The 22,218-nt window shown below is 54.4% G+C and carries 21 protein-coding genes; 13 read left to right on the top strand and 8 right to left on the bottom strand.

Annotation, left to right across the window (positions count from 1 at the left end; all coding sequences use genetic code 11):
* Window positions 1-25: 25 nt before the first annotated feature.
* The 7 genes from odhB to ACXAE6_RS15010 all read left to right on the top strand — a co-directional run bounded on the left by odhB (window position 26) and on the right by ACXAE6_RS15010 (window position 7,343).
* On the top strand, window positions 26-1,312 hold the full coding sequence (gene odhB, locus ACXAE6_RS15040) for a 2-oxoglutarate dehydrogenase complex dihydrolipoyllysine-residue succinyltransferase (RefSeq protein ID WP_475150182.1): 1,287 nt from the start codon (window positions 26-28) through the stop codon (window positions 1,310-1,312).
* An 82-nt stretch (window positions 1,313-1,394) separates the two neighbouring features.
* A complete protein-coding gene (gene lpdA, locus ACXAE6_RS15035) occupies window positions 1,395-2,834 on the top strand; it encodes a dihydrolipoyl dehydrogenase (protein WP_475150179.1) in 1,440 nt (479 codons plus the stop codon).
* Between the two features lie 123 nt (window positions 2,835-2,957).
* Window positions 2,958-4,127, top strand: a complete 1,170-nt coding sequence (gene sucC / locus ACXAE6_RS15030; RefSeq protein ID WP_475150175.1) for an ADP-forming succinate--CoA ligase subunit beta — start codon at window positions 2,958-2,960, stop codon at window positions 4,125-4,127.
* Complete coding sequence (gene sucD, locus ACXAE6_RS15025) at window positions 4,124-4,996, top strand: succinate--CoA ligase subunit alpha (RefSeq protein ID WP_108165223.1); 873 nt, start codon at window positions 4,124-4,126, stop codon at window positions 4,994-4,996. The genes sucC and sucD overlap by 4 nt, the downstream gene beginning before the upstream one ends.
* 180 nt (window positions 4,997-5,176) lie before the next feature.
* Entirely contained in the window at window positions 5,177-5,767 is a 591-nt protein-coding gene (locus ACXAE6_RS15020; RefSeq protein ID WP_475150171.1) for a TetR/AcrR family transcriptional regulator, read from the top strand.
* Window positions 5,768-5,939: 172 nt separating this feature from the next.
* Window positions 5,940-6,443, top strand: coding sequence for a hypothetical protein (locus tag ACXAE6_RS15015; protein WP_475150168.1), 504 nt, complete (start codon window positions 5,940-5,942; stop codon window positions 6,441-6,443).
* Window positions 6,444-6,608: 165 nt separating this feature from the next.
* The gene (locus tag ACXAE6_RS15010; protein ID WP_475150164.1) at window positions 6,609-7,343 is read left to right on the top strand and encodes a DUF599 domain-containing protein; all 735 of its coding nucleotides are present in this window, start codon (window positions 6,609-6,611) and stop codon (window positions 7,341-7,343) included.
* Here the strand turns inward: ACXAE6_RS15010 and ACXAE6_RS15005 are convergent.
* Entirely contained in the window at window positions 7,340-8,689 is a 1,350-nt protein-coding gene (locus ACXAE6_RS15005; RefSeq protein WP_475150161.1) for an MFS transporter, read from the bottom strand. The genes ACXAE6_RS15010 and ACXAE6_RS15005 overlap by 4 nt on opposite strands.
* Window positions 8,690-8,842: 153 nt before the next feature.
* On the opposite strand from ACXAE6_RS15005, the gene htpG reads away from it, so the two are divergent.
* The 4 genes from htpG (at window position 8,843) to ACXAE6_RS14985 (ending at window position 12,202) form a co-directional block, all read left to right on the top strand.
* On the top strand, window positions 8,843-10,738 hold the full coding sequence (htpG, locus tag ACXAE6_RS15000; RefSeq protein WP_475150157.1) for a molecular chaperone HtpG: 1,896 nt from the start codon (window positions 8,843-8,845) through the stop codon (window positions 10,736-10,738).
* Between the two features lie 136 nt (window positions 10,739-10,874).
* Window positions 10,875-11,444 (top strand): YfaZ family outer membrane protein, encoded by a 570-nt coding sequence (locus ACXAE6_RS14995; RefSeq protein WP_475150155.1) that lies wholly within the window; start codon window positions 10,875-10,877, stop codon window positions 11,442-11,444.
* A gap of 5 nt (window positions 11,445-11,449) precedes the next feature.
* Entirely contained in the window at window positions 11,450-11,929 is a 480-nt protein-coding gene (locus ACXAE6_RS14990; protein WP_475150152.1) for a DUF6586 family protein, read from the top strand.
* A 33-nt stretch (window positions 11,930-11,962) separates the two neighbouring features.
* Window positions 11,963-12,202: a hypothetical protein gene (locus ACXAE6_RS14985; protein ID WP_392800957.1), complete on the top strand. Its 240-nt coding sequence runs from the start codon at window positions 11,963-11,965 to the stop codon at window positions 12,200-12,202.
* A 54-nt stretch (window positions 12,203-12,256) separates the two neighbouring features.
* Here the strand turns inward: ACXAE6_RS14985 and ACXAE6_RS14980 are convergent, their stop codons facing one another.
* From ACXAE6_RS14980 to ACXAE6_RS14960, 5 genes are all read right to left on the bottom strand, one after another.
* On the bottom strand, window positions 12,257-13,393 hold the full coding sequence (locus ACXAE6_RS14980; RefSeq protein WP_475150143.1) for a JmjC domain-containing protein: 1,137 nt from the start codon (window positions 13,391-13,393) through the stop codon (window positions 12,257-12,259).
* 58 nt (window positions 13,394-13,451) lie between these two features.
* A complete protein-coding gene (purB, locus tag ACXAE6_RS14975; protein ID WP_475150138.1) occupies window positions 13,452-14,819 on the bottom strand; it encodes an adenylosuccinate lyase in 1,368 nt (455 codons plus the stop codon).
* 77 nt (window positions 14,820-14,896) lie between these two features.
* Window positions 14,897-15,526: a high frequency lysogenization protein HflD gene (gene hflD, locus ACXAE6_RS14970; protein ID WP_475150134.1), complete on the bottom strand. Its 630-nt coding sequence runs from the start codon at window positions 15,524-15,526 to the stop codon at window positions 14,897-14,899.
* 77 nt (window positions 15,527-15,603) lie between these two features.
* Window positions 15,604-16,707, bottom strand: a complete 1,104-nt coding sequence (mnmA, locus tag ACXAE6_RS14965; RefSeq protein ID WP_475150130.1) for a tRNA 2-thiouridine(34) synthase MnmA — start codon at window positions 16,705-16,707, stop codon at window positions 15,604-15,606.
* A gap of 5 nt (window positions 16,708-16,712) precedes the next feature.
* A complete protein-coding gene (locus tag ACXAE6_RS14960; protein ID WP_475150125.1) occupies window positions 16,713-17,189 on the bottom strand; it encodes an NUDIX domain-containing protein in 477 nt (158 codons plus the stop codon).
* Window positions 17,190-17,401: 212 nt separating this feature from the next.
* Between ACXAE6_RS14960 and fabV the strand changes: the two genes are divergently transcribed.
* Window positions 17,402-18,583: an enoyl-ACP reductase FabV gene (gene fabV / locus ACXAE6_RS14955; protein WP_475150122.1), complete on the top strand. Its 1,182-nt coding sequence runs from the start codon at window positions 17,402-17,404 to the stop codon at window positions 18,581-18,583.
* On the opposite strand, the gene ACXAE6_RS14950 is transcribed toward fabV, so the two are convergent.
* Window positions 18,519-19,214 carry a pseudouridine synthase gene (locus tag ACXAE6_RS14950; protein ID WP_475150119.1) on the bottom strand — a complete coding sequence of 232 codons (696 nt, stop codon included), beginning with the start codon at window positions 19,212-19,214 and terminating at the stop codon, window positions 18,519-18,521. The genes fabV and ACXAE6_RS14950 overlap by 65 nt on opposite strands.
* Window positions 19,215-19,487: 273 nt before the next feature.
* Here ACXAE6_RS14950 and ACXAE6_RS14945 point away from each other — a divergent pair, with 273 nt between their 5' ends.
* Window positions 19,488-21,716: an NADP-dependent isocitrate dehydrogenase gene (locus ACXAE6_RS14945; RefSeq protein ID WP_475150116.1), complete on the top strand. Its 2,229-nt coding sequence runs from the start codon at window positions 19,488-19,490 to the stop codon at window positions 21,714-21,716.
* A gap of 160 nt (window positions 21,717-21,876) precedes the next feature.
* Here the strand turns inward: ACXAE6_RS14945 and ACXAE6_RS14940 are convergent, their stop codons facing one another.
* A complete protein-coding gene (locus tag ACXAE6_RS14940; RefSeq protein ID WP_475150115.1) occupies window positions 21,877-22,161 on the bottom strand; it encodes a cold shock domain-containing protein in 285 nt (94 codons plus the stop codon).
* Window positions 22,162-22,218: the final 57 nt, after the last annotated feature.

Raw genomic sequence — 22,218 nt, 5'->3', positions numbered from 1 at the left:
GCTCTACGACTAAGGATCCGTACAGATGGCCACAGATATTAAAGCTCCACAATTTCCAGAGTCCGTCGCTGACGGCACTATTGCCACCTGGCACAAAAAGCCCGGCGAAGCCTGCGCCCGCGATGAGTTAATCGTTGATATTGAAACCGACAAGGTCGTGTTGGAAGTCGTGGCTCCGGCTGATGGTGTTATCAAGGAAATCATCAAAGACGTCGATGAAACCGTTGAGAGCCAGGAAGTGATCGGCATCTTCGAAGAAGGTGCGACCGGCAGCAGCGACGGCGGTGACGACTCAGGCAAGTCAGACGACAAAGCCAGCGAAAAGAAAGAAGAGAAAGCAGAAAAATCCGAGTCAGCTCAATCCTCATCTGAGCAGGGCGGTGGTGATCCGGATGCGGCCATGAGCCCGGCGGCACGCAAGTTGGCCGATGAAAAAGGCCTGACCGCTGCCGACATTACCGGTACTGGCAAAGGCGGACGTATCACCAAAGAAGACGTCGTAAATGCCGGCTCAAGCAGCAAATCCAGCAACGCTCCGGCGGAAAGCACGCCAGGCATGATCCCTCAGGGTCAGTCTGCGACCGCCAGTGCGGGTATTCCGGCTGGTCAGCGCACTGAGAAGCGTGTGCCGATGACGCGCCTGCGTAAGCGTGTTGCTGAACGTCTGCTCGAAGCTAAGAACAGCACTGCCATGTTGACCACCTTCAACGAAGTCAACATGAAGCCGATCATGGATTTGCGGGCTCGCTATAAAGATACCTTCGAGAAGGCACACAACGGTACGCGTCTGGGCTTTATGTCCTTCTTCACCAAGGCTGCGTCTGAAGCACTGAAGCGCTTCCCTGAAGTGAATGCCTCTATTGATGGCGACGATATCGTGTACCACGGCTACTTCGACATCGGTGTGGCGGTATCCAGTGAGCGTGGCCTGGTGGTGCCGGTACTGCGCGATACCGATCAGATGAGCCTGGCGACTATGGAAAGCACCATCCGTGATTTCGGCAAGCGTGCTCAGGAAGGCAAGCTGGGCCTGGAAGACATGCAGGGCGGTACTTTTACCATCACCAACGGTGGTGTGTTCGGTTCGCTGCTGTCCACACCTATCCTCAACCCGCCACAAACGGCCATCCTGGGTATGCACAAGATCCAGGAGCGTCCGATGGCGGTGAACGGTGAAGTGAAGGTATTGCCGATGATGTATCTGGCGCTGTCTTACGATCACCGATTGATCGACGGCAAGGAAGCAGTACAGTTCCTGGTCGCCATCAAAGACATGCTGGAAGACCCGGCCCGCATTCTGCTCGAACTGTAACAGCGGACCGACATTATTTTGGGGTTGAAGCCGGCGCTGTCGCCGGCGCGGCCCGGAACTCATAGTTAAAGGTAGAAATCAGATGGCACAACAGTTTGATGTGGTAGTGATCGGTTCTGGCCCGGGTGGGTATGTGGCCGCTATTAAAGCGGGTCAGCTGGGTTTGAAAACCGCCATCGTCGAGAAGTGGCTCGATAAAGAAGACAAACCGTCCTATGGCGGTACTTGCTTGAACGTTGGCTGCATTCCGTCTAAAGCACTGCTGGAATCGTCCGAAAAGTTTCATCAGGCCAAGCATGAATTCGATACTCATGGTATTTCCCTGAAGGAACTGAAGATCGACGTTAAAGGCATGCTCGATCGTAAAGCCGGCATCGTTAAACAACTGACTGGCGGTGTTGCCGGTTTGTTGAAAGGCAACGGTGTGACTGCCTTTGAAGGCAAGGGCATGCTCAAGTCGAACAAGGTCGTCGAAGTGACTTTGCACGACGGCAAAACCGAAACTCTTGAAGCCAAGAACGTTATCCTGGCGACCGGTTCGGTACCGGTTGAGATTCCGCCCACTCCGCTGACGGATAACATCATTGTTGATTCGGAAGGCGCGCTGGAATTTGATGCTGTGCCCAAGCGTTTGGGTGTCATCGGCGCCGGTGTGATCGGTCTGGAACTGGGCTCCGTCTGGAAGCGTTTGGGCTCTGAAGTGGTCATTCTCGAAGCCATGGATAAGTTCCTGGCAGCCGCTGACCAGGGCATCGCCAAAGATGCGCTGAAATACTTCACCAAGAAAGAAGGTCTGGACATCCGTTTGGGTGCCCGTGTAACCGGTTCTGAGGTGAAGAAGAACAAAGTTGAAGTGACGTTCGAAACCTCAGACGGCGAGCAGAAAGAAACCTTCGACAAGCTGATCGTTGCGGTTGGCCGTCGTCCTTACACCGAAGGCTGCCTGGATAAAGGCTGCGGTGTCGATCTGGATGAGCGTGGTTTTATTCAGGTAGACGATCAGTGCGCCACTACCGTACCGGGCGTTTACGCCATCGGTGACGTGGTACGCGGTCCGATGCTGGCGCACAAAGGTTCTGAAGAAGGCTTGATGGTCGCTGAAATCATCGCTGGCCATAAAGCCCAGATGAACTACGACGCCATTCCGAACGTTATCTATACTCACCCGGAAATTGCCTGGGTGGGTAAGACCGAAGAAGAACTGAAAAACGAAGGTGTTGAATATAAAGTCGGTGCCTTCCCGATGGCAGCTATCGGTCGCGCCATGGCGCAAAACGCCACTGACGGCCAGGTGAAGATCATTGCCGATGCCAAGACTGACCGGGTGTTGGGCATGCACATCTTCGCAGCCGGAGCGTCTGAAATGATCGCTCAGGGCGTGATTGCTCTGGAATTTGCGTCCAGCGCTGAAGACCTGCAGTTGACCTGCTTCGCGCACCCGACCAATTCGGAAGCGGTGCATGAAGCAGCGCTGGCGGTCGACAACATCGCCATCCACAAAGTTAATCGCAAGAAACGTTGATAGATGAAGAAGCCGGAGGTTCGCCTCCGGTTTTCTTATTCGCTAATCAGAGTGCAGCCCGGGTGAAACCGACCACAATAAAAAATTCTCCCTGAACACTCGCGTTCAAAAACGGAAAGAACCATGAACCTACACGAATATCAATCCAAGCAGCTGTTCAAAGAGTACGGCCTGCCGGTATCTGATGGCTTTGCCTGTGATACACCGGACGAAGCCGTTGCTGCCGCCAAGAAAATCGGCGGTGACATGTGGGTCGTTAAGGCCCAGGTTCACGCCGGTGGTCGCGGTAAGGCCGGTGGTGTGAAGCTGGTCAAAAGCGACGCCGAAATCCGCGAGTTTTCTGAGAAGTGGCTGGGTCAAAACCTGGTGACTTTCCAGACGGATGAAAACGGCCAACCGGTCAGCAAGATTCTGGTGGAATCCTGCACCGACATCGCTCAGGAACTCTACCTGAGTGCCGTTCTCGACCGTGGCAGCCGTCGCGTGGTCTTTATGGCCTCGACTGAAGGCGGTGTAGAGATCGAGAAAGTGGCCGAAGAAACGCCGGAAAAAATCCTCCGCGCGCAGATCGACCCGCTGGTCGGTGCTCAGCCGTTCCAGGCGCGTGACATCGCTTTCCAGCTCGGCCTGAAAGGCGAGCAGGTTAAGCAGTTCACCAAGATCTTCCTGGGTCTGGCCAAGCTGTTCGAAGACAAAGACCTGGCGCTGATCGAAGTGAACCCACTGGTCATCACCGACGAAGGCAACCTGCACTGTCTGGACGCCAAGATCAACGTCGATGGTAACGCCTTGTTCCGTCAGAAACAGATCGCCGATATGCGCGATCCGTCTCAGGAAGACGAGCGTGAAGCTCAGGCGGCTGCCTGGGAACTGAACTACGTGGCGCTGGATGGCAACATCGGTTGCATGGTTAACGGCGCAGGCCTGGCCATGGGCACCATGGACATCGTTAAGCTGCACGGCGGCCAGCCTGCTAACTTCCTGGACGTTGGCGGTGGTGCGACCAAAGAGCGCGTTGCAGAAGCGTTCAAGATCATCCTGTCCGACACCTCGGTTAAAGCCGTACTGGTTAACATCTTTGGTGGCATCGTGCGCTGCGACATGATCGCAGAGGGCATCATCGGCGCCGTTGAAGAAGTCGGTGTGAAAGTGCCTGTCGTGGTTCGTCTGGAAGGCAACAACGCCGAACTGGGCTCTAAGAAATTGGCCGAGAGTGGCCTGAATATCATTGCCGCCGCTTCCTTGACCGATGCTGCCGAGAAAGTGGTTAGCGCAGCTGGAGGTGCCGCATGAGCGTACTGATCGATAAGAACACCAAGGTTATCTGCCAGGGCTTCACTGGCTCGCAGGGCACCTTCCACAGTGAACAGGCTATTGAGTACGGAACCCAGATGGTCGGCGGTGTATCTCCGGGCAAAGGCGGTACTACTCACCTGGGTCTGCCGGTTTTCAACACCGCTCGTGAAGCGGTAGAAGCGACTGGCGCGACCGCCTCTGTGATCTACGTACCGGCCGCTTTCTGTCTGGACGCCATCATCGAAGCGGCTGACAGCGGCGTTGAGCTGGTGGTCTGTATTACCGAAGGCATCCCGACTCTTGACATGCTGAAGGCCAAAGAATACGTCGACCGTAAAGGCGTGCGTATGATTGGCCCGAACTGCCCGGGTGTGATTACTCCGGGAGAATGCAAAATCGGCATTATGCCGGGTCACATCCACAAGCCGGGTAAAGTCGGCATTGTGTCTCGTTCCGGTACCCTGACTTATGAAGCCGTTAAGCAGACCACTGACCATGGTTTCGGTCAGTCTTCTTGCGTCGGCATCGGCGGTGACCCGATTCCGGGTTCCAACTTTATCGACATCCTGGAGATGTTCGAGAAAGATCCGCAAACCGAAGCCATCGTGATGATCGGTGAAATCGGTGGTACCGCTGAAGAAGAAGCGGCGGCTTACATCAAAGCCAACGTTTCCAAGCCGGTGGTCTCTTACATCGCCGGTGTTACCGCACCTCCGGGCAAGCGCATGGGCCACGCTGGCGCCATCATTGCCGGTGGTAAAGGTACTGCAGACGAGAAGTTTGCTGCGCTGGAAGATGCGGGCGTGAAAACCGTTCGTTCACTGGCCCAGATCGGTGAAGCACTGAAGGAACTCACTGGCTGGTAAGTCGGTGAACTTCGTGTCGAAAAGGCAGCCTTGGGCTGCCTTTTTTTATGGGCGGTGGTTTTGTGGGGGATTACAACATGAGCGTCACAAAGTGCTTGCTTTTCACTCTACCAACTAGTAGGTTGACATCTCAACAGAGGCCATCATTAATGGCCAATCAGATATAGAGACGGGGTAGTTATGTCCACTGACCTTTCACCCAAAGCGGCCGAAATCGCCAATTACGCTCAGGCTTTATTGGAGGCTGGAGGTTATAACAGCTTTAGCTACGCCAATATCGCGACCCAGGTGAACATCAGTAAAGCCAGTATTCATCATCATTTCCCCAGCAAGGCAGAGCTAGTGCGGGTGGTGGTTTCCCGCTATCGCCAGCAAGCATTGCAAGGTTTGGAATTGATAGAACGGCATCAGCCTGATGCGTTGAGCGCACTCCAAGCCTATGTGGACTATTGGTCTGAATGCATTGTGGGCCAGACTTCGTCATTTTGTGTCTGTGCCATGCTGGCTGCAGAGCTGCCATCCATTCCAGACGTTGTTGCTGTTGAAGTGCAGGGGCACTTCCACGATCTCTCGACCTGGCTGACTCGCATTTTGGAAGCAGGTCGGCAATCCGGTCAGTTCAATTTGACTCGTGCTGCTGAAACCGAAGCAAAGGCTTTTATGGCCGAGATTCATGGCGCCATGGTGGCAGCGCGTGGCTTTGGTGACCCGCAGGTCTTTCCGGAATTGGCCGCGCTGGCTATCGATCGTTTGACGTCAGTTACTAACTGACCAGGAGGAGTTCAAAAAATTTTTTTCTTATTGTACCTACCAACTAGTAGGTTCGATTTGTAATTTCTGATGACCGATAGCGGGATCAGAGGAAAAGGCGTTATCAGGTGAGTCCTTGATGCGCTATTCAATCGCACTGAGTGCAGTGTTTAACAGAATGATGAGGTTATTCATGTCTCTTTCCATTTCGCTCCTCGGAGCGATCCATACCATAGTAAGTTTGGTGCCCATCGCCGCTGGTTTGTATGGCTTTGTGCGCTATCGCTTTATTGATGTCTCAAAGCACTCTGGCAAGTTGTACCTGCTGGGGACCAGCTTGGCGGTGCTCAGTTCCTTTGCTGTATCCAGCACCGGTGGTATTAACGCAGGTCATGTTTTTGGTGTGGTGGTGCTGTTGTTCGCCTTCGGAGGTGTTCTGGCGACCAGACTGGATATTCTTGGTCGCAGCCGGCCTTACCTTGCTACCTTCGGGCTGTCCTTCAGTTTTTTGTTATCGCTGGTGCCTGGCACCAATGAAACCCTGACCCGAGTACCGCTGTCGCACCCCTTGGCGGACGGTCCGACGTCACCGGTTATTCAACTGGTGTTACTGGCCTGGCTGGTGTTATTTGTTGCGGGATTCGCGCTGCAATGTTGGTTGATTCGTTCACGCAACTTGGTGAATCAGCCAGCCTGATGGTAACTGTCTGACGCAGCGTTACCCTCAAATGCCTAAGCCCGATGTTTATTATCGGGCTTTTTTTGCGTTGCACTCACGACTGTCTGTTTACGTCGGTGCTCTGACTTGGCGTCGGTCTCATCTACAATGCTTCTATCTGCCTGGAGCAACAAGGACGCAACCATGCCGCCGTTTTTTGACTGGCTCGCCTTAATACTTTTTATCTCGAGTTGGATTGCCTATACGCGTTATGCCTCAATTGAAGGCAAGCGCCGCCACAGCCTGTCTTCGATCATGCATCATTTTCGCATCGACTGGATGCGGCGATTGTTGCGCCGTGAAAACCGTGTCGCTGATATGTCGGCGGTGGGGAATCTGGAGCGTAACTCTGCTTTTTTTGCGTCGGCCTGTTTGTTTGCCGTTGGTGGTTTGATTACTGTTCTGGCCGCATCGGAGCAGGTGATGGCGCTGCTGAATGATATTTCCTTCGTTCAGGACGGCACCAAGGCCATGTGGGAAGCCAAGGTAGGGATGCTGATCATCGTTTATATCTACGCCTTCCTCAGTTTCACCTGGAGCATGCGTCAGTTTGGTTTTTTATCGGTCATGATCGGCTCTGCGCCGACGCCGACCGAGAGCATTGATGACGGTGTTAAAAACACCTTCGCCCTGCATACCGCTGAGGTGATGGACTTGGCGGGCAAGCAATTCAATTTGGGCTTGCGTGCCTTTTATTTCAGCCTGGCGGTGGTGGGTTGGTTTATCGGACCGTTCTGGTTTGTGGCCGGCACGGCCGTCATTATTGCGGTTTTGTATCGACGTGAATTTCGCAGTAATACGTTAAAGAAGTTGATCCGGGCCCGTGGATTGGACCCGAATCAGCCTATTCAAAGTGCTAATGAAGACAGCACGGCTTAACGTACTGACTCAGGGGCTGGGCCTTGAGCGATGGCTTCACTAAGCGGCACGCGACGTAACAGCAGACCGCCAACGATAAAGTAAGCCATAATTACCAGCAGGGCATTGTGGCGACCGATAGCGTCGGAGACCGGGCCGAAGGTCATGCCGATGATGATGGCAAAACGACCAAAGGTACCCCACAAGCCAAACAGCAGCGCGGAGTCTTCTGGGCGAGCCAGCAGGCCCACCACGGCGCGACTGGCACTTTGAGTAGCGCCCATGGCGCTGCCGGCGATAAAGGAAATCACCACAAAAAGCGGCACGGTTCCCAGGCCTGTCAGGCTTTGCAGCGGCTCCAGCAGATAGATGCCTAACAGTCCGCATAACCACCACAGCAGCGATAGCAACAGCGTATTTTTTGAACCCAGAGAGTCTTCCAGAAAGCCGAAAGCGATGGCGCCGATCATGGAAGCGATTTGCAAGGTGGCACCGATGATCAGCAATTGTGCACCGGTGATGCCGATTTCTTCCTGCGCATAGATACCGAAAAATTTTACCACCACCGACACGCCCGCCATAAAGACCATAAAGGCAATAAAGAAGCGGAACAGCACGGGGTAATCACCGATCAGGCTGCGCATATCTTTCAGGCGGGTTCCGGCCGCACGCAGTAAAACGCCTAAATTGGCGTGTTCGAAGCCAGGTCTTGGAACGGCTCTTTCTTTGACGAACAGGAAGGTGGGCAGGGCACCCAAAGCATAAAACAGTGCGATAGCAACCATCGCCAGTTGGTTTTGGTCAACGTAGAGTGCCAGGTTATCTTTGGCCTGGGTGGTGACAATGGCGATGATCATCACCAGGCTTAATAAGCCGCCGATGTAACCGATGCCCCAGCCGATTCCGGAAATCCGCCCCATATTGTCGCGGTTGGCGAGTTCGGTCAGAAAGCTGGCAATAAAGCTCTCAGACAGCATCCAGGCAGTGTTGGAGCAGATTAGAAACGCCATGCCCAAAGCGATGTTGCCCGGATCAACAAAGAACAGCCCGCCGGTGGCCAGAACCGATACCCAGGTGCACCAGGCCAGATAGCGCTTCTTATGGCCGCTGTAATCACAGAGCACGCCGACAATGGGCGCCAGTAAAATCGCCAGGCCGGTAGAGATGGCGACACTGGCCGCCCAAAAGGTGTTTTTCAAATGCGCCAGTTCGGGCGGCACGATATAGGCAACAAAAAAAGCCGAATAGATAAAGGACACCACCACGGTGGTGTAGCTGGAATTAGCGAAGTCATACATCGCCCAGCCGACGATTTCGCGTTTACGCACGGCCTGGACAGGACTGAGGGATGTATCCGATGAAGTCATTGCAGGTTTTCCTTGTGCAGTAATGCGCCGGGATGGCGCAGCCGTTCAGTTTGCCTGAGGCATGAAAGTGAGGGAAGTAGGCTCCACCGCTTGAAATGAGAACGCTGACCCATAAATTGTGTCCACCGCTAAGTTATTGATTTGAGGTGCTCTATGCCTGAAACCCATCAAGAAACTCACAGTTTTCAGACGGAAGTCAAACAACTGTTGCAACTGATGATCCACTCGCTGTACTCGAACAAGGAAATTTTCCTGCGTGAGTTGATCTCCAATGCCTCCGACGCCGCCGATAAGCTGCGTTTCCGGGCGCTGAAAGACGACAGTCTGATGGCCGATGACAGCGATCTGAAAATCCGTATCGAATTTGACGCTGACGCCAAGACGCTGACCCTCTCGGATAACGGCATCGGTATGAGCCGTGACGATGTGGTAGCGAACCTGGGCACCATCGCCAAGTCGGGCACCGCTGAATTTCTGCAGAACCTGACCGGTGACGAACGCAAAGATAGCCAGCTTATTGGTCAGTTTGGTGTCGGTTTTTATTCGGCCTTTATTGTGGCGGACAAAGTTGACGTCTTTACCCGCCGCGCGGATCTGCCCGCTGGCGAGGGGGTCCACTGGCAAAGCGCTGGCGATGGTGAATTCACCTTGGCCGATGTGGAACTGCCGCAACGGGGGACTCGCATCGTACTGCATCTGAAATCCGACAGCGCGGACTTCGCCGATGGCTGGCGCTTGCGCAGCCTGATCCGTAAGTATTCGGATCACATCTCCATTCCGGTGCAGATGCTTAAAGAAGCCGACGGCGAAGACGAACAACCAGCGCCTGAATGGGAAACCGTCAACAGCGCAACGGCGCTCTGGACGCGCTCGCAAAGCGAGATCAAGGACGAAGAATACCAAGAGCTGTACAAACACATCTCCCACGATTACGGCGATGCGCTGACCTGGAGCCACAACAAAGTCGAAGGCAAGATGGAGTACACCAGCTTGCTCTATGTTCCGGCCAAAGCGCCTTTTGATCTGTGGAACCGCGAGCGTGTGCGCGGCTTGAAATTGTACGTGCAGCGCGTCTTTATCATGGACGACGTCGAGCAGTTTTTGCCCATGTACCTGCGTTTTGTGAAGGGCATTGTCGACTCCAACGATCTGCCGCTGAACGTCAGCCGCGAGATACTGCAGAGCAACGACGCCATCGATGCGATGCGCGCCGCCCTGACCAAACGCGTGCTCGATATGCTGACCAAGCTCGCCAAGAAAGACGCTGAGAAATACCAGGCATTTTGGGATGAATTTGGTCAGGTACTTAAAGAAGGTCCGGCCGAAGATTCCTCGAATAACGAGAAAATCGCCAAGCTGCTGCGCTTTGCCACCACCCATAGCGGTGAGGCCAAACAGGATCAGTCGCTCGACGCCTATGTGTCGCGGATGCAGGAAGGCCAGGACAAGATCTACTATGTCGCCGCCGACAGTCATCAAACCGCCAAGAACAGCCCACACCTTGAAGTCTTCCGCAAGAAAGGCATTGAAGTGCTGCTGATGAGCGATCGCATTGATGAATGGCTGATGGGTTACCTGCGCGAATTCGACGGCAAGCAACTGGTCGATGTTGCCCGTGGCGGACTGGACCTTTCTGGTGTCGAAACAGAGGAAGAGAAAGCCGCTCAGCAAAAAGCTAACGATGAGCACAAACCGTTGCTGGAGCGCTTACAGACGCTGCTGGAAGACGATGTTGAAGCGGTACGCATGACTCACCGTCTGGTGGAATCTCCGGCCTGTATCGTCGTTGGTGACAACGACATGGGCGCTCAGATGCGTCGTATCATGGAAGCGGCGGGGCAGCCGGTTCCAGAAACCAAGCCGATTTTCGAGCTGAACCCGGAGCACCCACTGGTGCGTCGTCTGGAAGCCGAAGCCAGTGAAGAGCGGTTTGCGGACCTGGCCAATATCCTGCTGGAGCAGGCCCGTCTGGCCGAAGGGTCGCATCCCAAGGATTCCGCGGCTTTTGTAACGCGCCTCAACAAGCTGTTGCTGGACCTGGCAGGCTGATAACCGCCTGATTGTTCCAATCGAAGCCACGGCGGCGTCATTCGAGCGTGTCATCTTTCACAGAGGTGACTGTCGGATGATGCCGCTGCAGTGGTAATTCAGTACAATTCCGCCAAATTTATTCTGGAGTTCCTGCATGTCTGTCAAAACCGGGTGGCTTTTGTTTGTTGCCGCCGTCCTTCCGTTGGCGGCAAACGCTGGCGGTGCCATCGATTTCTCTTTGTCCGACACCTCTGTGCGCCTTGAACACGAAGCGGTTCGTACCGGAACTTCTGCTCATATCACCACCGGCGTGCTCTACAGCGAACGTTACAGCAGTAGCGACAGCACCTTCGCCTTCAGTGCCGGTTTCAATGCGGTGGATGCGACCTTGCAAAATCGCGAACTGATCGGCGGCATTGGTTTCAAAGGCTATTTCTTTGAAGATCGGGTCGATGCCGGTGGCGCTATCGCCGTAGGTGGCTTTCTACGCTGGAATCCGGACTTTATGAATGGTCTGGGTGCTGAGGGCAGTCTGTATTATTCGCCGCAGATTCTGGCCTTTAACAGCCTGGATGGCTTTCAGGATATCCAGGCAAGACTGACTTACAAGGTGTTGCCGCAGGCCCGTGTTCTGGTGGGGTGGCACGACGTTTCCTCCTATCGAGGCAGCAGCAACGTGAAAGTCGATAATGCCCTGCACCTCGGCTTTCGTATGAATTACTGAGTCAGATGAACCGTCGCGCTCAGACTAATCTATTGCTGTACCAGGCGCGCCTGATGCTTGATCAGGCGCAGGCAGCGAGTGTTCCAGCGTTGGTTGAAGCCTGTGAAGATGCCGCTGTGAGCTTTATGCACCGGGCGGTTCGCTCGGTTGTCGCCGAAGCGGCGGATGCTTATGGCCTGGCGTTGACGCCGGACCGGCCATTGCATGAACTGTTGCGGCAACTGGGAGAGCATAGGCCTGACGCCTGGGAATATCGCACCATCAAAGATGCCTTAACCCAGCCGGAACACTGGTTGACGCGTTTGCATCAGGCCAGCGAACATTGGGCCGGCAGAGTGGGGCAGGGCGCTGTAAAATCGAGCAGCCAGGAAAGAATTGAGCTGGTGCTGTCGGATGACCAAGACACTACAAATCATTACCGCAACTGGATGACTGACCTGCAACAATGGGTCGATCGCATTCGTGAGCTCGGCGACCACAGCTGAGCTGTTGTCCATGCACCCATAGAAAAGGCAACTATGTACTGGGAAATCATTGAACTGGGAAACGGCGATATTGCCTTGCGCAAAGTCGATTCCGAAGATGAGCCGTTACTGACCATTCGCTTTTCCGATGAAGCCAAGGACCGACTGCAGGACCAGCGTCTGGATGTAGCCCGAGCCATGATCAGCGCGGGCGTACAGGTAGCGACGGATATCGAAAGCCTGGATGAAGACGAAGAATTGGAAATGGAAGCCGAAGGCGCAACGCTGCACTGAATAGCCGTCCGCAAAGCAGCCCTTCAGCGAAGGCTGGTCATGGTTTCGTCGCTATTAAAGCCATTGCTCTTCAGCGTCGGCGAAATAAAAGACGTCCCTTTGTACCAACTCAGTCAGCAAATCCACCGGTAACTCGGCCAGTTTCTGCTGTAGATCAGCAGCGCGCAATTCGCTCTGATCGCACAACCATAACAGTTGATCTTCACTCAAATCGGTCGTGAAGGCCTGCCCCTGTATAAATAGTTTTCCTGGCACATAGGCCAATCGGCCTGCACGGTTGCGCAGTAGCGGCTGTTGTTGCAGTTGCTGCTTTATTTCGTCCTCAGTAAAGCCGGGCTCATCAACACTGGACTCGCCGTATTTGGGCTCGGTCATATAGCGACCAAACCACTCGGTTATGGCTTGTCGATCCGACGTCAGTTGCATCAGTAAACTCTGCACCCGGTCAATATCGGCTTCACTCAGACGGTGTGGATCGTTGCGCGCTTGCAGATCCGGATCGGCATAGCGCTCAAAATCACTGTCCTGCTCAGCCATAAAGTGCGCAAACTCGCCCCAGACCTGCGCTCTGGATGGTGCCCTGAATCCGATTGAGCAGGTGATGCCTGCGCTGATCGCCGTGCCCCAATGCGCAACTCCGGGCGGCACATACAGCATGTCACCCGGTTCCAGTACCCAGCGTTCCTGCTCTTCGAACTGCGCCAGAATGTTCAGTTCGGTATCGTCCCGGCAGTCATCCGCTTCGCTGCAGCTTTGACCGATGCGCCATTCGCGCTGGCCACTGAGTTGAATCAAGAAGACATCGTAGTGATCGAAATGCGGTCCAACACCGCCGCCGGGGACAGAGTAGGAGAGCATGATGTCGTCGAGTCGCCAACTGGGAATAAAGCGGAAGTGATCGAACAGGGCGGCAACATCCGGCACCCAGTGATCGACAGCTTGCACCAGCAACGTCCAGTCTCGTTCGGGCAGGGCGGCAAAGTCGTCTTCGTAAAACGGACCGTGCCGCAGTTGCCAGTCGTTGGCAGTGACCAGACGGGATTCGACCGCCTCCTCGGTGGCCAGGCCAGCCAGGTCATCACCATCGATTAAATCACTTTGGTCGGGCAGTGCAGAGCGCACTAGTAAAGGGGCTTTTTGCCAGTATTGGCTGAGAAAGGATGGGGCCGACAGGCCTCCCAGGACTTTCATAATCGTGCTCCTGAAGCGGCGATAAAACGTAGGGCCAAGAGTGCCTGTCGAACCTGGATCAGAGGCGCTTGGCCTGCTCGCTGGCATTACCAACATAAGCCGCCGGGGTCAGTGCCATCAAGGCCTGTTGCGCCTCTTTCGGTAAATCCAGTTGTGCCACGAAATCCTGCATCATGGTTTCGGTGATGGCTTTGCCGCGAGTAAAGGCTTTGAGCTTCTCATAGGGCTCTGCAATGCCGTAGCGACGCATCACCGTTTGAATGGCCTCGGCCAGGACTTCCCAGGCCTGGTTAAGGTCGGCGGCCAGTCGTTCAGGATTGGCTTCCAGCTTACTGATGCCTTTAAGGCTGGCTTGATAAGCGATCAGGCTGTGCGCCAGGCCGACGCCCATGGAGCGCAATACGGTGGAATCGGTCAGATCGCGCTGCCAGCGTGAGATCGGCAGTTTGGCGCCCAGGTGTCCCAGAACCGCATTGGCGATGCCGAGGTTGCCTTCGGAGTTCTCGAAGTCGATGGGATTGACCTTGTGGGGCATTGTTGAGCTGCCGACTTCGCCAGCGATGGTCTTCTGCTTGAAATAACCCAGCGAGATGTAGCTCCAGATATCGCGGTCAAAATCGATCAGGATGGTGTTGAAGCGGCTGATGGTATCGAACAGTTCGGCGATGTAATCGTGCGGTTCGATCTGGGTGGTGTAGGGGTTCCAGTCCAGCCCCAGGCCTTCAATAAAGCTGCGCGCATGGGCTTCCCAGTCGATGTCTGGATAGGTCGCCAGGTGAGCGTTGTAGTTACCGACAGCGCCATTTATCTTGCCCAGATATTCGATGCGCTCCAGTGCTTTCAATTGGCGCTGCAGGCGATAGGCAACGTTAGCCATTTCCTTGCCCAGAGTGGTAGGCGATGCAGTCTGTCCGTGGGTGCGGCTGAGCATGGGCAGGTCGGCGTGCTGATGAGCAAGCCTGGTGATTTGCTCAGCGACCTCGGTCATCGTCGGCACCAGGACGTCGCTAACGCCGCTTTTGAGCATCAGCGCATGAGACAGGTTATTGATGTCTTCAGAGGTGCAGGCGAAGTGCACGAATTCGCCGGCGCTAGCCAGTTCGTCGAATTCAGACAACTTGTCTTTCAGAAAATACTCAACCGCTTTGACGTCGTGGTTGGTGGTGCGTTCAATAGCTTTAATTGCTTCGGCATCGGCCACTGAGAAATTATCAACCAAGTGATTGAGAAAGGTCTGGGCGGCGTTGCTGAAAGCCGGTAACTCTTTGATCTGCGGATGGGCTGCTAACTGTTGCAACCACCGTACTTCTACCCGAACCCGAGCGTGAATCAGGCCAAATTCACTGAAGTGCTGGCGCAGCGCTTCAGTCTTGCTGCCATAGCGGCCGTCGATGGGTGAAATAGCGGTAAGGGCGGTCAGTTCCATAGCAGGCGGGATCCGGTCGGTGGTGGTCGAAAGGCTGGCGATTATAGCGGCCTGAAGCCCGCAGCGCCAAGGCAGGCTCAGTGGGTGTTGCGCATCAGCAATTGTTGGGCATTACGGTAGAGGGCATTGCGCTTGAACAGAATATGCCAGCGGCGACCGCCTTGCTGATGCCACAGGTGAGCGCTGCGAATGCCAAACAGCAACAGGGCGCGAACCTGATCGGCTGTGCGCGGATTCTGCAGATAGCTGGGATTACCCATAACCCGAATGCGGAAGCTCAGCTTACTGACGCTTTCCTGGTAACAGTGGGCGGCGGCACCGATGACGGAGTCGTGCAGCGGATCATCAAAATAGTGAAACTGTTCGACAGCGCGTTCCAGCGATTTGCCCAGGGTGTTCATCAGGTCGTCGCGGCGTGATAGTTTTCGCTGCGCATGGAGGATGCCCATGGCGTAGCGCATCACTTCTGTTGAGATGCCGGCGCCGCGCCGCGACAACACATCCCGAACGCCCTGTAAGCCGATGCGGATGCCGCTAACACCCTCATAGATATCTTCCACACTGGCCGGGTTCAGGTTTAATACCGAACGGATACTGCGCGCCAGTTCATCACGGTCGATCTGGCCTTTGCGGGCCAGTTGTTCGACTAGGATAGAGGCCTGAAAAACGCCAGCCAAAGCCATTACCTGATGTTCAGTCTGCGACATCCGTATTCCTTAACAGGGAGTTCTGTCGGTTAACGTTCGATTGCACTGCATGGTTAGTGACGGTCGGTTAGCTGAATTCAAGCATCCGCCAGCCAGGTTTGCTCAATAACACCGCCACCCAGACAGGCTTCGCCGTCGTAGAACACCGCCGATTGTCCGGGCGTGATGGCACGTTGAGACTCGTCAAAGATAACGCTGTAGCCGTCGCCATTGGCTAAGATAGTGCAACTTTGGTCGGGCTGGCGATAACGATGCTTGCAGGTCAACTGAACCGGCAGAGTCGGGGCAACACCGCTGACCCAATGGATATGACTGAGCGTCATCCGGTTGGTAAACAGGGCCGGGTGATCGGTACCCTGGACCACCGTCAGCACATTGCGCTCCAGGTCTTTGGCAGCAACAAACCAGGGCGCTTCGCCATGATTGCGAGTGCCGCCGATGCCCAGGCCCTGACGTTGCCCGATGGTGTAATACATCAAGCCCTGATGTTCGCCGATGACCTCACCTTCAAGTGTTTCAATCACACCCGGCTGAGCCGGGATGTATTGTTTCAGGAAATCGCTGAAGCGGCGTTCACCGATAAAGCAAATGCCGGTGCTGTCTTTTTTCCGCGCTGTGGCCAGTTGGTACTTTTCGGCAATGCGGCGGACTTCAGGCTTTTCCAGTTCGCCGACCGGAAACAGGGTTTTCTCGAACTGTTCATGGCCGACGGCATGCAGGAAATAAGACTGGTCTTTATTGTTGTCCAGACCGCGCAACAACTCTGCACCATTGGGGCCAGTGCGCGTGCGCGCATAATGACCGGTGGCAATACGATCGGCGCCCAGGGTCAAGGCATATTCAAGAAACGCTTTAAACTTGATTTCCCGGTTGCAGAGGATGTCGGGGTTGGGTGTCCGGCCGGCCTTGTATTCTTCCAGAAAATGCTCGAAGACATTGTCCCAGTATTCGGCGGCAAAATTGGCTTTATGCAATTTGATACCCAGTCGGTCGCTGACGGCCTGGGCGTCGGCCAGATCTTCTTTGGCAGTGCAGTATTCGGTACCGTCGTCTTCGTCCCAGTTTTTCATAAACAGGCCTTCGACCTGATAGCCCGCTTCCAGCAACAAGGCGGCGGTTACCGACGAATCGACACCGCCGGACATGCCGACGATGACCTTGGTGTTGGCGGGGTTGGTCATGACGATTAAAGCTCCTGGGACGGGAAAGGTGACAGCAAGGGTTGTATGCAATTCAGCGGAAAGCGCTGGCCGGCCTGATAATCCAATAAGCACTGGTGCACGATGGGGCTGCGCAGCGGGTATTGTCCTGCCAGCAACTCATCGAGCGGCAGCCAGGCGGCTTGCAGTATATCGGCATCAAGTTCGGCGTTTTCAACCAGGGCGATGGCTTCACCGATAAAACAGGCGCGCAGATAATGCACACCCGTGGCGGCATGGACGTTCTGGTAGATGCCCAGTAGGTGCGTTAGCTGAACTTGATAGCGACTTTCCTCCAGTGTTTCCCGAACAGCGGCGGCCTGAATGTCTTCACCAACCTCGACATGCCCAGCGGGTTGATTCCAGACATTTATACCGTTATCTATTTCGTTGACCATTAATATATTGCTTTGGTCTGGGATTAACACTGAGGCAGTCAGATGGGGATAGTCGCTGTCATTCATTGGCTTCTCCTCGCGGGGCGCAGAGCTTAAACCCCTGGCAGTAGGGGTCAAGATCGGATACTGGCTCTGTTCGTGATGCTCACAAGTCTTTTGCGCTCCCGGCGACGCCGATTGCTACGCCTGGCAGTAAAATGGCGCTAAAGTTCGAATCATTCGGCCGGTCTGTGTTGTCTGGCCCGTTAAGCAATACACCATATCAAGGAACTCTAGGCATGATTATCAAACCCAAGGTTCGTGGTTTTATCTGTACCACCGCTCATCCGGAAGGGTGCAAGGTGCATGTTCAGGAACAGATCGACTACGTCAAAGCTCATAAGCCAAGTGGTACAGGCCCCAAGAACGTTCTGGTCATTGGCTGCTCCAACGGTTATGGCCTGGCGTCTCGTATTTCTGCAGCTTTCGGTTACAGCGCCAACACGCTGGGTGTGATGTTTGAAAAAGAACCTTCAGAGAAGCGTCCGGCCTCTGCCGGTTGGTACAACACCAAAGCATTTGAAGCGGCTGCGGCTGCTGAGGGCGTGTTCGCCAAATCATTGAACGCCGATGCCTTTTCTGATGAGGCCAAGGCTCAGGTGATCGACGTCATCAAAAATGAGATGGGTGGCAAGGTCGACTTGGTTGTATACAGCCTCGGCTCACCGCGCCGCACGGATCCGGAAACCGGGGTGACTTACTCCTCGTCGCTGAAAGCCATTGGCGAGCCAGTAACGCGTAAAAGCTTAAACACTGACACCAAGGTGGTTTCCGACTTCACTCTGGATCCGGCGACGGACGAAGAGATTGCCAACACCATCAAAGTGATGGGTGGTGAAGACTGGGAACGCTGGATTGATCAGCTGGCAGCGGCCGGCGTTCTGGCCGAAGGCGTTCAGACCACGGCCTACAGTTACATTGGCAAAGATCTGACCTGGCCGATCTATGGCGGCGCTACCATTGGTCGCGCCAAGCAGGATGTGGATCGTGCTTGCGGCGTTATTCAAAACAAGCTGAAAGCCGAATTGAACGGCAGTGCTCATGTGTCTGTGTTGAAGGCGGTTGTTACTCAGAGCAGCTCAGCTATTCCAGTAATGCCGTTGTATCTGTCGATTCTGATCCGCGTAATGAAAGAGCGCGGCACGAACGAAGGCTGCATTGAACAGGTTCATGGTCTGTTGACCGATCAGCTTTATAGTGGCGGTGACCTGACCCTGGATGACGAAGGTCGTATCCGTATGGACCTGAAGGAGCTGGAACCTGAGGTTCAGGCTGAAGTCGAAGCGATCTGGAATCAGGTTGACAGCAGCAATGTTGATGAACTGACTGATTTTGCCGAATACCAAAAAGAGTTCTTTAAACTTTTCGGTTTCGGTTATGAGCAGGTCGATTACGATCAGGACGTGAACCCGATCGTTTGACGCCTTTCGCATTCTGAGCACGAGAAGCGGCGCCACCTTGGGGCCGCTTTTTTTTGGTTTGAATATTTATACCGTTATCTATTAAGGTTTTCATATCCAGGGTACGGTATTGCCCGGGTAATAGGTCATCCAACGACAAACCGCCCAGTGACCAACGAATCAGGCGCAGGGTGGGGAAGCCAATAGCAGCGGTCATACGACGGACCTGGCGATTACGACCTTCAGTCAGGGTAATGCGTAACCATTGGGTGGGAATCGCTTTGCGTTCACGAATGGGGGGTTGGCGGGCCCACAGCCAGAACGGTTCGTCCACACAGTCGACCATTGCCGGGCGCGCAAGGCCGTCTTTTAAGGTGACTCCCTGGCGCAGCTTTTCCAAATTTGACTCACTGGGTTGTCCCTCAACCTGAGCGTAATAAACCTTGGGTACCTTGAAGCGGGGATTGGCCAGACTGTGGATCAAAGCCCCGTCATCGGTCAGTAACAGCAGGCCTTCGGAGTCATAGTCCAGGCGACCGGCGGCATAAATGCCGGCAATGGGGACGTGGTTGGCCAGGGTTTCACGACCCTCGGTATCGGTGAATTGGCACAGAACCTGGAAGGGTTTGTTCAGTAGAACAACGGTGCTCATAAGGGATCGGTCACGTGAGTTTGCGGGCTTTGGGCCAATGGTCTAGCTTGCAATTTTTGACGAAAAACCACAAATTATGCGCCCGACGCGAGGCTCTGATCGCTGCTGGACACAATATAGCCATCGTGTTCTGCGGCAGTGTATCTACACTGAAGCCGCCTTGTTACTGAATCATCACCCGGAAGTTGTACGTTTCGCGAGCATTCGGCATCTGCATGGCTCACCGACAACTTTCGCGCTATCGCCTCAGCAAAACCCTTTACAGGAGTAAGAATGGCTACCAAGAATCCCACCATTGTATATACCGAGACCGATGAAGCCCCAGCGTTGGCGACCTATTCTTTGCTCCCCATTATCCGGGCATTCGCGGCTCAATCCGGGGTTGAATTCGAAGTTCGTGATATCTCTCTGGCCGGTCGCATCCTGTCTCAGTTTCCGGATTATCTGACGGAAGACCAACGCCAGTCCGACGACCTGGCTTATCTGGGTGAACTGGCGAAAACGCCGGAAGCCAATATCATCAAGCTGCCTAACATCAGTGCCTCCTTCCCTCAGTTGGCGGCTGCCATTAAAGAGCTGCAGGCCAAAGGTTATGCGCTGCCGGACTATCCGGTAAATCCATCGAATGACGAAGAGAAAGACATTCAGGCGCGTTATGACCGCGTCAAGGGCAGTGCGGTTAACCCGGTGTTGCGCGAAGGTAACTCCGATCGCCGTGCACCGGAGTCAGTCAAAGCCTACGCCCGTGCGAATCCACACTCCATGGGTGAGTGGTCCTCATCATCCAAGAGCCGGGTTGCTCATATGGACGATGGCGACTTCTTCAGCAGTGAACAGTCAGTGACCATGGATAAAGCCGGTGAGGTTCGTATTGAGCTGGTATCCGGTGGTGATGTTCAGGTTCTGAAATCGCTGAAAATTCTGAGCGGCGAAGTGATCGACTCGTCGCGTATGAGCGTTGCCAAGTTGCGCGCTTTCTATGAAAAGGCCGCCCAGGAAGCGAAAGAAGAGGGCGTTTTGCTGTCGCTGCACCTGAAAGCCACCATGATGAAAGTGTCCGATCCCATCATGTTCGGCCACGCCGTGACCGTTTTCTTCAAAGATGTCTTCGAAAAACACGCAGCGACCTTTGAAAAACTGGGTGTCAACGTTAAAAACGGTTTCAACGATGTGCTGACCAAAATTGCCGAACTGCCGGCTGATGAACGCGCAGCCATCGAAGCGGACATCAAAGCGACATTCGAACAGCGCCCTGAGTTGGCCATGGTTAACTCCGATAAAGGTATTACCAACCTGCACGTGCCGAACGATGTCATCATCGATGCGTCGATGCCCGCGATGATCCGTTCTTCCGGTCAGATGTGGGGCCCGGATAACGCTCTGCACGATACCGTGGCCATGATCCCGGACCGCTGCTATGCCGGTGTCTATCAGGAAACCATCGACTTCTGTAAGAAAAATGGTGCCTTTGATCCGCGCACTATGGGCACCGTTCCCAATGTTGGCCTGATGGCTCAAAAAGCCGAAGAATACGGCTCACACGACAAAACCTTCGAAGTACCGAGCGATGGCGTGATGCGTGTTGTCGATGCCGATGGCAATGTATTGATGTCGCATGAGGTGGAAGCTGGCGACATCTGGCGTATGTGTCAGGCCAAAGACGCACCGATCAAAGACTGGGTTAAATTGGCGGTTAGTCGTGCCCGTGCTACCGGTTGGCCGGCGATCTTCTGGCTCAGCCCAGAGCGCGCCCACGATGCTGAACTGATCAAAAAGGTGAATGCCTATCTGCCGGAATTCGACACCGATGGTCTGGATATCCGCATCATGTCACCGGAAGAAGCCACTCGCTTTACCCTGGATCGGGTCAAGAAAGGCGAAAACACCATCTCGGTCACCGGTAACGTCCTGCGTGACTACCTGACTGACCTTTTCCCGATTCTGGAACTGGGCACCTCAGCGAAAATGCTGTCAGTCGTTCCACTAATGAATGGTGGTGGATTGTTTGAGACCGGTGCGGGCGGTTCTGCCCCCAAGCACGTCGAACAATTGCTGTCCGAGAACTACCTGCGTTGGGATTCTCTCGGTGAGTTCCTGGCGCTGGCCGCTTCGCTGGAGCATTTGTCGTCGGTTGCTGGTTTGCCGAAAGCCTCCGTACTGGGTAAAACGCTCGATACCGCAACGGCCAAGTTCCTGGTGGAAAACAAGTCACCGACACGTCGCCTGGGTGGTATTGATAACCGCGGTTCACACTTCTATCTGGCTCTGTACTGGGCGGAAGCTCTGACCAGTCAGGATGAAGATGCTGACCTTAAGGCAAGCTTCCAGTCTGTCTACAAGGCCATGGCCGACAACGAAGCTGCAATCGTTAAAGAATTGGCTGATGTCCAAGGCAACAGCGTCGAAATTGGTGGTTACTATCGTTTCGATGGTGATCTGGCTGCTAAGGTTATGCGCCCCAGCGCGACCTTGAACGCCATCGTTGACGCTATGCGCGCCTGATCGATTTAGCTTTCCTCAAACCGCGCTTCGGCGCGGTTTTTTGTTGATGGACACATACAAAAAAGCCCTCACCAGTAACTGGGAGGGCTTTTTGCGTTAGCCTGAACTTATCAGGCGTGCTGCAACCGTGTGCAGTGGGGTGAGTTTTATGATTATTTTTCTAGGTTTGATCGCTGGTACTGGTTGAGCGCTCCTTCGCTTCGTTCCGGTTAGATGTTGAACGTTCAGTACCGGCCGTCTCTGGCAGAACTTGAATGTTCACGGCATGAATGCCTCGCTCGGCTTTGACCGTATCAAACTCGACGGCCTGACCTGCTTTAAGCGTTTTGTAGCCTTCCATCTGGATGGAGGAGTAATGGGCGAAGAGGTCTTCTTCGTGTTCGTCACAAACGACAAAACCGAACCCCTTGGCGTTGTTGAACCATTTTACTTTCCCTACCGGCATAACGGACTCCTTACAACCACGTTAGACTGAGCCTGGAAGTCACTGTGGTAGCCAAAT

The sequence above is a fragment of the Saccharospirillum sp. ABV4_185 genome, assembly GCF_056159245.1.
The sequence above is the reverse complement of the archived record's forward strand: the minus strand, read 5'-3'. Positions and strand labels throughout refer to the sequence as shown.

Coding starts and splice junctions, on each gene's coding strand:
- odhB (WP_475150182.1), top strand. CDS start 26: ATGGCCACAGATATTAAAGCTCCACAATTTCCAGAGTCCGTCGCTGAC.
- lpdA (WP_475150179.1), top strand. CDS start 1,395: ATGGCACAACAGTTTGATGTGGTAGTGATCGGTTCTGGCCCGGGTGGG.
- sucC (WP_475150175.1), top strand. CDS start 2,958: ATGAACCTACACGAATATCAATCCAAGCAGCTGTTCAAAGAGTACGGC.
- sucD (WP_108165223.1), top strand. CDS start 4,124: ATGAGCGTACTGATCGATAAGAACACCAAGGTTATCTGCCAGGGCTTC.
- ACXAE6_RS15020 (WP_475150171.1), top strand. CDS start 5,177: ATGTCCACTGACCTTTCACCCAAAGCGGCCGAAATCGCCAATTACGCT.
- ACXAE6_RS15015 (WP_475150168.1), top strand. CDS start 5,940: ATGTCTCTTTCCATTTCGCTCCTCGGAGCGATCCATACCATAGTAAGT.
- ACXAE6_RS15010 (WP_475150164.1), top strand. CDS start 6,609: ATGCCGCCGTTTTTTGACTGGCTCGCCTTAATACTTTTTATCTCGAGT.
- ACXAE6_RS15005 (WP_475150161.1), bottom strand. CDS start 8,689: ATGACTTCATCGGATACATCCCTCAGTCCTGTCCAGGCCGTGCGTAAA.
- htpG (WP_475150157.1), top strand. CDS start 8,843: ATGCCTGAAACCCATCAAGAAACTCACAGTTTTCAGACGGAAGTCAAA.
- ACXAE6_RS14995 (WP_475150155.1), top strand. CDS start 10,875: ATGTCTGTCAAAACCGGGTGGCTTTTGTTTGTTGCCGCCGTCCTTCCG.
- ACXAE6_RS14990 (WP_475150152.1), top strand. CDS start 11,450: ATGAACCGTCGCGCTCAGACTAATCTATTGCTGTACCAGGCGCGCCTG.
- ACXAE6_RS14985 (WP_392800957.1), top strand. CDS start 11,963: ATGTACTGGGAAATCATTGAACTGGGAAACGGCGATATTGCCTTGCGC.
- ACXAE6_RS14980 (WP_475150143.1), bottom strand. CDS start 13,393: ATGAAAGTCCTGGGAGGCCTGTCGGCCCCATCCTTTCTCAGCCAATAC.
- purB (WP_475150138.1), bottom strand. CDS start 14,819: ATGGAACTGACCGCCCTTACCGCTATTTCACCCATCGACGGCCGCTAT.
- hflD (WP_475150134.1), bottom strand. CDS start 15,526: ATGTCGCAGACTGAACATCAGGTAATGGCTTTGGCTGGCGTTTTTCAG.
- mnmA (WP_475150130.1), bottom strand. CDS start 16,707: ATGACCAACCCCGCCAACACCAAGGTCATCGTCGGCATGTCCGGCGGT.
- ACXAE6_RS14960 (WP_475150125.1), bottom strand. CDS start 17,189: ATGAATGACAGCGACTATCCCCATCTGACTGCCTCAGTGTTAATCCCA.
- fabV (WP_475150122.1), top strand. CDS start 17,402: ATGATTATCAAACCCAAGGTTCGTGGTTTTATCTGTACCACCGCTCAT.
- ACXAE6_RS14950 (WP_475150119.1), bottom strand. CDS start 19,214: ATGAGCACCGTTGTTCTACTGAACAAACCCTTCCAGGTTCTGTGCCAA.
- ACXAE6_RS14945 (WP_475150116.1), top strand. CDS start 19,488: ATGGCTACCAAGAATCCCACCATTGTATATACCGAGACCGATGAAGCC.
- ACXAE6_RS14940 (WP_475150115.1), bottom strand. CDS start 22,161: ATGCCGGTAGGGAAAGTAAAATGGTTCAACAACGCCAAGGGGTTCGGT.